Origin of the sequence: Candidatus Epulonipiscium viviparus (assembly GCF_000171335.1) — a bacterium.
GTDB classification, from domain to species: domain Bacteria; phylum Bacillota; class Clostridia; order Lachnospirales; family Cellulosilyticaceae; genus Epulonipiscioides; species Epulonipiscioides viviparus.
Genome location: NZ_ABEQ01000013.3, coordinates 1 through 10,702 on the forward strand (window position 1 = coordinate 1; position 10,702 = coordinate 10,702).

4 protein-coding genes are annotated in these 10,702 nt (G+C 32.8%); 3 read left to right on the forward strand and 1 reads right to left on the reverse strand.

Annotation, left to right across the window (positions count from 1 at the left end):
* Positions 1–497: 497 nt before the first annotated feature.
* From EPU_RS03060 to EPU_RS03080, 3 genes are all read left to right on the forward strand, one after another.
* Positions 498–683, forward strand: coding sequence for a hypothetical protein (locus EPU_RS03060; protein WP_010166656.1), 186 nt, complete (start codon positions 498–500; stop codon positions 681–683).
* 2,341 nt (positions 684–3,024) lie between these two features.
* Entirely contained in the window at positions 3,025–3,210 is a 186-nt protein-coding gene (locus tag EPU_RS03065) for a hypothetical protein (RefSeq protein WP_010166661.1), read from the forward strand.
* A gap of 3,335 nt (positions 3,211–6,545) precedes the next feature.
* Positions 6,546–6,731: a hypothetical protein gene (locus EPU_RS03080; RefSeq protein WP_010166667.1), complete on the forward strand. Its 186-nt coding sequence runs from the start codon at positions 6,546–6,548 to the stop codon at positions 6,729–6,731.
* Between the two features lie 1,196 nt (positions 6,732–7,927).
* Here EPU_RS03080 and EPU_RS03095 read toward each other — a convergent pair.
* Positions 7,928–10,606, reverse strand: a complete 2,679-nt coding sequence (locus tag EPU_RS03095; RefSeq protein ID WP_010166672.1) for a hypothetical protein — start codon at positions 10,604–10,606, stop codon at positions 7,928–7,930.
* Positions 10,607–10,702: the final 96 nt, after the last annotated feature.

Below are 10,702 nucleotides of genomic sequence, written 5' to 3' on the forward strand. Positions count from 1 at the left end.
GAAAAAGCCCACACACAATTAATTATGCGTAAGCCTTTTGTTATTTTGATACTTTCTAAAACTCCATTTAAATTTTATATAGATTTTAAAAATAAAAAAGTATCACTAGAGCTTAATACTAAACCCATGAATGATCAGCCTTCTGAAGATATTTTTCTTAAAAATCATTCTGAGTAATATCAATTTTAAGTATTGCCCATAAAATCCAATCCTAAACATCCAGTCGAAATCTTTTTTACAATTATTCTCATTCCCCATCGCATTTGTAATTCACAATCACATCACATATATTTCCTAAATTTCACAATAGTATTATTTGTGTAATAATTGTATAATATAATTACTCTAATATTGAGGCGGATATAGAGTATATTCATAGAAAAGCGGGCCGCTAAATAAACAATGCTTTTCAAATATACCGCATACAGAAGGGTGCGGTGGTTGTATGTTCCCCACTTCGGACTGTGGAAAGATTACCACAGAAAGGGGGGGCCATGATGAGCGACGTACAAGCTATAGCTTTAGCAATTATTATTGTTATTTTGATACTTTCTAAAACTCCATTTAAATTTTATATGGATTTTAAAAATAAAAAGGTATCTCTAGAGCTTAACACTAAGCCCATGAATGATCAGCCTTCTGAAGATATTCTTCTTGAAGATACTAATGATCATTCTGAGTAACTTCACTATAAACAGGTAACTTTCATCTCATATAGATGAAGTACGCCTATTATAAACGAAAGACAAATGAGAGTACAAATTTTTAATTTGATACAACTACTCTCTTTATCTTAATATACTTTCATGGTCCAACTAAAACATTCTAGAAAGCACTCATCTGTGCTTTCTATTTTAAGTATTGCCTATAAAATCCAATCCTAAACATCCAATATAATTTTTTTCTCTTTTACTAATCCTATCTTTACAATCCTATCTTTAGTAACTGAAAAAAGCCCACACACAATTAGTTAATTATGAGTAAGCCTTTTGCTATTATTGCTGCTATTTTGATACTTTCTAAAACTCCATTTAAATTTTATATGGATTTTAAAAATAAAAAGGTATCTCTAGAGCTTAACACTAAACCCATGAATGATCAGCCTTCTGAAGATATTTTTCTTAAAAATCATTCTGAGTAATATCAATTTTAAGTATTGCCCATAAAATCCAATCCTAAACATCCAATATAATTTTTTTCTCTTTTACTACAATCCTATCTTTAGCCCTATCTTTCGAAACTGAAAAAAGCCCACACACAATTAATTATGCGTAAGCCTTTTGTTGTTTTGATGCTTTCTAAAACTCCATTTAAATTTTATATGGATTTTAAAAATAAAAAAGTATCACTAGAGCTTAATACTAAACCCATGAATGATCAACCTTCTGAAGATATTTTTCTTAAAAATCATTCTGAGTAATATCAATTTTAAGTATTGCCCATAAAATCCGATCCTAAACATCCAATATAATTTTTTTCTCTTTTACTACAATCCTATCTTTAGCCCTATCTTTCGCAACTGAAAAAAGCCCACACACAATTAATTATGCGTAAGCCTTTTGTTATTTTGATACTTTCTAAAACTCCATTTAAATTTTATATGAATTTTAAAAATAAAAAAGTATCACTAGAGCTTAATACTAAACCCATGAATGATCAGCCTTCTGAAGATATTTTTCTTAAAAATCATTCTGAGTAATATCAATTTTAAGTATTGCCCATAAAATCCAATCCTAAACATCCAATATAATTTTTTTCTCTTTTACTACAATCCTATCTTTAGCCCTATCTTTCGAAACTGAAAAAAGCCCACACACAATTAATTATGCGTAAGCCTTTTGTTGTTTTGATGCTTTCTAAAACTCCATTTAAATTTTATATGGATTTTAAAAATAAAAAAGTATCACTAGAGCTTAATACTAAACCCATGAATGATCAACCTTCTGAAGATATTTTTCTTAAAAATCATTCTGAGTAATATCAATTTTAAGTATTGCCYATAAAATCCRATCCTAAACATCCAATATAATTTTTTTCTCTTTTACTACAATCCTATCTTTAGCCCTATCTTTCGMAACTGAAAAAAGCCCACACACAATTAATTATGCGTAAGCCTTTTGTTATTTTGATACTTTCTAAAACTCCATTTAAATTTTATATAGATTTTAAAAATAAAAAAGTATCTCTAGAGCTTAACACTAAGCCCATGAATGATCAGCCTTCTGAAGATATTCTTCATGAAGATATTAATGATCATTCTGAGTAAGTAAATATAAACAGGTAACTTTCATCTCATATAGATGATGTCACCTATTATAAATGCATGACAAATGAGAGTAAAAATATTTAATTTGAACAAAATACTCTCTTTATCTTAAAATACTTTCATGGTCCAAATAAAACATTCTAGAAAGCACTCATTCGTGCTTTCTATTTTAAGTATTGCCTATAAAATCCAATCCTAAACATCCAATATAATTTTTTTCTCTTTTACTAATCCTATCTTTAGCCCTATCTTTCGCAACTGAAAAAAGCCCACACACAATTAATTATGCGTAAGCCTTTTGTTATTTTGATACTTTCTAAAACTCCATTTAAATTTTATATAGATTTTAAAAATAAAAAAGTATCACTAGAGCTTAATACTAAACCCATGAATGATCAGCCTTCTGAAGATATTTTTCTTAAAAATCATTCTGAGTAATATCAATTTTAAGTATTGCCCATAAAATCCAATCCTAAACATCCAGTCGAAATCTTTTTTACAATTATTCTCATTCCCCATCGCATTTGTAATTCACAATCACATCACATATATTTCCTAAATTTCACAATAGTATTATTTGTGTAATAATTGTATAATATAATTACTCTAATATTGAGGCGGATATAGAGTATATTCATAGAAAAGCGGGCCGCTCAATAAACAATGCTTTTCAAATATACCGCATACAGAAGGGTGCGGTGGTTGTATGTTCCCCACTTCGGACTGTGGAAAGATTACCACAGAAAGGGGGGGCCATGATGAGCGACGTACAAGCTATAGCTTTAGCAATTATTATTGTTATTTTGATACTTTCAAAAACTCCATTTAAATTTTATATGGATTTTAAAAATAAAAAAGTATCTCTAGAGCTTAACACTAAGCCCATGAATGATCAGCCTTCTGAAGATATTCTTCATGAAGATATTAATGATCATTCTGAGTAAGTCTCTATAAACAGGTAACTTTCATCTCATATAGATGATCTACGCCTATTATAAATTCAAGACAAATGAGAGTACAAATTTTTAATTTAACAAAACACTCTCTTTGTCTTAAAATACTTTCATGGTCCAATTAAAACATTCTAGAAAGCACTCATCTGTGCTTTCTATTTTAAGTATTGCCTATAAAATCCAATCCTAAACATCCAATATAATTTTTTTCTCTTTTACTAATCCTATCTTTAGCCCTATCTTTCGAAACTGAAAAAAGCCCACACACAATTAATTATACGTAAGCCTTTTGTTATTTTGATACTTTCAAAAACTCCATTTAAATTTTATATGGATTTTAAAAATAAAAAAGTATCTCTAGAGCTTAACACTAAGCCCATGAATGATCAGCCTTCTGAAGATATTCTTCATGAAGATATTAATGATCATTCTGAGTAAGTCTCTATAAACAGGTAACTTTCATCTCATATAGATGATGTCACCTATTATAAATTCAAGACAAATGAGAGTAACAATATTTAATTTAACAAAAACTCTCTTTGTCTTACAATACTTTCATGGTCCAATTAAAACATTCTAGAAAGCACTCATTCGTGCTTTCTATTTTAAGTATTGCCTATAAAATCCAATCCTAAACATCCAATATAATTTTTTTCTCTTTTACTAATCCTATCTTTAGCCCTATCTTTCGCAACTGAAAAAAGCCCACACACAATTAATTATACGTAAGCCTTTTGTTATTTTGATACTTTCAAAAACTCCATTTAAATTTTATATGGATTTTAAAAATAAAAAAGTATCTCTAGAGCTTAACACTAAGCCCATGAATGATCAGCCTTCTGAAGATATTCTTCATGAAGATATTAATGATCATTCTGAGTAAGTAAATATAAACAGGTAACTTTCATCTCATATAGATGATGTCACCTATTATAAATGCATGACAAATGAGAGTAAAAATATTTAATTTGAACAAAATACTCTCTTTATCTTAAAATACTTTCATGGTCCAAATAAAACATTCTAGAAAGCACTCATTCGTGCTTTCTATTTTAAGTATTGCCTATAAAATCCAATCCTAAACATCCAATATAATTTTTTTCTCTTTTACTAATCCTATCTTTAGCCCTATCTTTCGCAACTGAAAAAAGCCCACACACAATTAATTATGCGTAAGCCTTTTGTTATTTTGATACTTTCTAAAACTCCATTTAAATTTTATATGGATTTTAAAAATAAAAAAGTATCACTAGAGCTTAATACTAAACCCATGAATGATCAACCTTCTGAAGATATTTTTCTTAAAAATCATTCTGAGTAATATCAATTTTAAGTATTGCCTATAAAATCCAATCCTAAACATCCAATATAATTTTTTTCTCTTTTACTAATCCTATCTTTAGCCCTATCTTTCGCAACTGAAAAAAGCCCACACACAATTAATTATGCGTAAGCCTTTTGTTATTTTGATACTTTCTAAAACTCCATTTAAATTTTATATAGATTTTAAAAATAAAAAAGTATCACTAGAGCTTAATACTAAACCCATGAATGATCAACCTTCTGAAGATATTTTTCTTAAAAATCATTCTGAGTAATATCAATTTTAAGTATTGCCCATAAAATCCGATCCTAAACATCCAGTCGAAATCTTTTTTACAATTATTCTCATTCCCCATCGCATTTGTAATTCACAATCATATCACATATATTTCCTAAATTTCACAGTAGTATTATTTGCGTAATAATTGTATAATATAATTACTCTAATATTGAGGCGGATATAGAGTATATTCATAGAAAAGCGGGCCGCTAAATAAACAATGCTTTTCAAATATACCGCATACAGAAGGGTGCGGTGGTTGTATGTTCCCCACTTCGGACTGTGGAAAGATTACCACAGAAAGGGGGGGCCATGATGAGCGACGTACAAGCTATAGCTTTAGYAAKYMTTTTGTTATTTTGATACTTTCWAAAACTCCATTTAAATTTTATATGGATTTTAAAAATAAAAAAGTATCTCTAGAGCTTAACACTAAGCCCATGAATGATCAACCTTCTAACGATATTATTCGTGAAGATTTTGAAGATCATTCTGAGTAAGTAAATATAAACAGGTAACTTTCATCTCATATAGATGATGTCACCTATTATAAATGCATGACAAATGAGAGTAACAAWMTTTAATTTRACAAAAACTCTCTTTGTCTTAAAATACTTTCATGGTCCAAATAAAACATTCTAGAAAGCACTCATTCGTGCTTTCTATTTTAAGTATTGCCCATAAAATCCAATCCTAAACATCCAATATAATTTTTTTCTCTTTTACTAATCCTATCTTTACAATCCTATCTTTCGCAACTGAAAAAAGCCCACACACAATTAATTAATTATGMGTAAGCCTTTTGCTATTATTGCTGCTATTTTGATACTTTCWAAAACTCCATTTAAATTTTATATGGATTTTAAAAATAAAAAAGTATCTCTAGAGCTTAACACTAAGCCCATGAATGATCAGCCTTCTGAAGATATTCTTCATGAAGATATTAATGATCATTCTGAGTAAGTAAATATAAACAGGTAACTTTCATCTCATATAGATGAAGTACGCCTATTATAAACGAAAGACAAATGAGAGTACAAATTTTTAATTTGACCAAAATACTCTCTTTGTCTTAAAATACTTTCATGGTCCAAATAAAACATTMTAGAAAGCACTCATTCGTGCTTTCTATTTTAAGTATTGCCTATAAAATCCAATCCTAAACATCCAATATAATTTTTTTCTCTTTTACTAATCCTATCTTTAGCCCTATCTTTCGCAACTGAAAAAAGCCCACACACAANTTAATTATGCGTAAGCCTTTTGTTATTTTGATACTTTCTAAAACTCCATTTAAATTTTATATAGATTTTAAAAATAAAAAAGTATCACTAGAGTTTAATACTAAACCCATGAATGATCAACCTTCTCAAGATATTTTTCTTAAAAATCATTCTGAGTAATATCAATTTTAAGTATTGCCCATAAAATCCGATCCTAAACATCCAGTCGAAATCTTTTTTACAATTATTCTCATTCCCCATCGCATTTGTAATTCACAATCATATCACATATATTTCCTAAATTTCACAGTAGTATTATTTGTGTAATAATTGTATAATATAATTACTCTAATATTGAGGCGGATATAGAGTATATTCATAGAAAAGCGGGCCGCTCAATAAACAATGCTTTTCAAATATACCGCATACAGAAGGGTGCGGTGGTTGTATGTTCCCCACTTCGGACTGTGGAAAGATTACCACAGAAAGGGGGGGCCATGATGAGCGACGTACAAGCTATAGCTTTAGCAATTATTATTGTTATTTTGATACTTTCAAAAACTCCATTTAAATTTTATATGGATTTTAAAAATAAAAAAGTATCTCTAGAGCTTAACACTAAGCCCATGAATGATCAACCTTCTAACGATATTATTCGTGAAGATTTTGAAGATCATTCTGAGTAAGTAAATATAAACAGGTAACTTTCATCTCATATAGATGATGTCACCTATTATAAATGCATGACAAATGAGAGTAAAAATCTTTAATTTGAAACAAAAACTCTCTTTGTCTTAAAATACTTTCATGGTCCAATTAAAACATTCTAGAAAGCACTCATTCGTGCTTTCTATTTTAAGTATTGCCTATAAAATCCAATCCTAAACATCCAATATAATTTTTTTCTCTTTTACTAATCCTATCTTTAGCCCTATCTTTCGCAACTGAAAAAAGCCCACACACAATTAATTAATTATGAGTAAGCCTTTTGCTATTATTGCTGCTATTTTGATACTTTCAAAAACTCCATTTAAATTTTATATGGATTTTAAAAATAAAAAAGTATCTCTAGAGCTTAACACTAAGCCCATGAATGATCAGCCTTCTGAAGATATTCTTCATGAAGATATTAATGATCATTCTGAGTAAGTAAATATAAACAGGTAACTTTCATCTCATATAGATGAAGTACGCCTATTATAAATGCATGACAAATGAGAGTAACAAAATTTAATTTAACAAAAACTCTCTTTGTCTTAAAATACTTTCATGGTCCAATTAAAACATTCTAGAAAGCACTCATTCGTGCTTTCTATTTTAAGTATTGCCCATAAAATCCAATCCTAAACATCCAATATAATTTTTTTCTCTTTTACTAATCCTATCTTTACAATCCTATCTTTCGCAACTGAAAAAAGCCCACACACAATTAATTAATTATGAGTAAGCCTTTTGCTATTATTGCTGCTATTTTGATACTTTCAAAAACTCCATTTAAATTTTATATGGATTTTAAAAATAAAAAAGTATCTCTAGAGCTTAACACTAAGCCCATGAATGATCAGCCTTCTGAAGATATTCTTCATGAAGATATTAATGATCATTCTGAGTAAGTAAATATAAACAGGTAACTTTCATCTCATATAGATGAAGTACGCCTATTATAAATGCATGACAAATGAGAGTAACAAAATTTAATTTAACAAAAACTCTCTTTGTCTTAAAATACTTTCATGGTCCAATTAAAACATTCTAGAAAGCACTCATTCGTGCTTTCTATTTTAAGTATTGCCCATAAAATCCAATCCTAAACATCCAATATAAATTTTTTCTCTTTTAGTAATCCTATCTTTAGCAACTTTGGCATATAAAGCCCCGATAGCTAAATCGTAAATTCACCATCATCATATTTGGCTATAGCATCGTCGTCTACTTCGGCAACCGCGCCGGTATCTTCCTCGATGTATGCTATACTATTTTCTGGCCCCGTAACTACTTTGGCGAGTGAATCTGCTACACCTACGCCACTATATAATACTCCCGCAGGTGCGTCCGCGCTATCATTTGGCGACCTGTTAGAAAGAACGAGTTCGAACTGCTTGATCGCCGACTCTATATGCGCCACCGCGGTCGCTAGGTTTGTTGCCGCTCTGGCATTTATATATACGTTGGCTTTTAGCGCGGCTGCTGCCACCTTATGTTCTGCCTCGATGAAATCCTTTGGCGACATTGATTTTTCGTCTCCCTCGTGAGTGACGAAATGATCTATATCCTCTTCAGTAATCCAAATAATGCCATCATCAACGTCAACTCCCTGATCATCGCTAGTTGCATATCTTGTGTATTGTGCAGCTTGATCGATAAGCTGAATTAGACGCACCCTAGATTTTGCCGCGTATGCAGCTCCAGAATTTGCATCCAATGTTCCTAGTTTTAATAATTTGTTTGCAGACGCAATAGAAGTCCGGAGCGACCGAATGTTGCTATAGATAGTTTTTAGTGTGGTCGTACTAATGTTAGCAAGTGTCGCCTTTGCAAGATCGATCTGATGGTTTAGCTCTGCAATTCGAGATGGTGCCATCCAGAGTGAATCGTTTGGAACATCTCTGCCCGTTGCCGACGCAAAAACCGGAGTTCGACCATCAGCACCAAATAATATTTTGTGTGCCACACTAATGGTCTCCTCTAAAATTTCAACCTGAGCTAACATCTTCGCCGACTTGCCATCTCCATTTCGTTTCGTATTGGAAACCAAATTGGCCGCTGCACGCTTGAGAGTTTTGAATGATCTATTTAGCTGAGCGGTTGTTGCAGTCGTGAGAATCTTCTGCGCATTGTCAATGGCAGCTTTGAAAGAATTGAACTGATTTGTATTGAGCCACTTGGTACCTGAGTCGATATCACTACCGTCGCCCAAAATACTAAGTTTAACCAGCTGCGGCAAAGCTAACGGGCCAGACTCACCGGTTGCGAGCCCGATAGTAGTATACGCCTGAGTGATTGCAGCATTGAGATTGCTAAGTGCCTCGTTATATGCAAGCGCCGCTGGAGTGAGAACATTTTTTTCTGCATGTTCAGATGCAACGAAATTCGCTACTGCCTTAGTTAATGCGGCTTCTGCTTGTAMAGCATCGCTTTGATCGCTAGATTGTAAACTTTTTTGCGCAACTGCAATCTCATTAGCAAAGTTTTCCACAGCATCGATATATATCCAGCGAGTGTTAAGCGGTACATCGACGCCGTCAGATTTATTTGAAACATGAATATCTCCGGCACCTACTTGATACGCTACTCCGCTCAATCCATGCTGATCAGTGTATGTCGTCGCAGGCGGGGTTGCACCCGGTAGATACGAAAGGTTGTTAATAGATTCGATCGCAACTTGAATGGCAGCGCGCAAATTCGCCAATTCGATACCTTCAGTACCCGCTTGAACATAAGGAGTGATCTCGAGCTTCTCACCTTTGATGTTGTGCCCATAAAATTTTTGATACTCAACCTGGGTGTATGCCAATATCTCAAGCGCTTCACTGAGCGAGTTGCTCACATTCGGATCGGCAACGTGCTCGTCCAAGAAACTGGCGGCATCATCGGCAACCGCAACAATCTTGCGCTTATGAGCATCGGATGTCCATAGTAATGTAGCTGGAACGTCCGCTCCATCTTTCGAACTCGTAATAATTTCCGCAACTGATGGAATGATTTTATCAACGTATGTCCTGATTGTTGCAACAACCTTGGCGTAAGATTCCTTGGTTTCGCATTGAGCAGCATCTTCTATAGCTGCAGTAATTTTAGCTGCAGTAATTTTAGCTGCAGCTATATTGGCTGCTGCTGCTGTCGCCGAACCATTTTGGAAATCCATTCCATCATATTGTTTGTATGCGGCATTTAACTCATTCAGCTTTTCATTCGCAACAGTTTGCAGTATGTATTTTTTAGGAATAGAAGTAGGTAACCCGGTGCCAGTTGGAAATACAGTCCAAGTTTTTGCTGGCGACGGCGCGGTATTAAGAATAGCTGGGGCAATAAAATATGTTGCATCATCACTGAAGCCTTCTCGAGGATTTTCTATAGTTGTAGCCGTGGCCACTTCGATTTGAGTAGCCTTTGCTTTTGTGGTAGCTTTAGACGCATTTTTATAGATATAAATTTTAGGTTCAACATCCGCTCTAATTATGGCTGGTAAAGTCATATTAGGATCTAAGCCCAGCATTGCTTTTGCTATTTGCAGCTCCAAAGTCGACGTCTTCTCGGTATGATTATCAGGTCTAGCCGCAGCGATGTATTCTGCATAGGTCGCATCGAGATGTTTTTTAGCATTTGTAAACTTCGAATCACCAGTAACCGATGCGTTAATGGCGGCCAGCTTCATTGCTTCTACCAATGAGGTCGAGGTATCAGTACCATATTTTCCCCAAACAGCAGTGTTATTGGGTAACGTATTTGCGTAGCCATATGTTAGGCTATCACCTATATTAGAAGCAATAACATTATTAGATGCGATAGAAATAACTCCTGTTGCTAAAATAGCAATTTGCTTTTGATATTTCTTAGCCATTAATTCATCCCCTTTTCAATCAATGAGTTGCAACTCTCCGTTGCGACAAATTTTTTTAAATTCAAAAAATAGAGAGGCTTTTTGCCCCTCTTATTT

Bases quoted from the DNA above. Each gene is read 5' to 3' on its own strand.
- EPU_RS03060 (WP_010166656.1), top strand. From the start codon at position 498: ATGAGCGACGTACAAGCTATAGCTTTAGCAATTATTATTGTTATTTTG.
- EPU_RS03065 (WP_010166661.1), top strand. From the start codon at position 3,025: ATGAGCGACGTACAAGCTATAGCTTTAGCAATTATTATTGTTATTTTG.
- EPU_RS03080 (WP_010166667.1), top strand. From the start codon at position 6,546: ATGAGCGACGTACAAGCTATAGCTTTAGCAATTATTATTGTTATTTTG.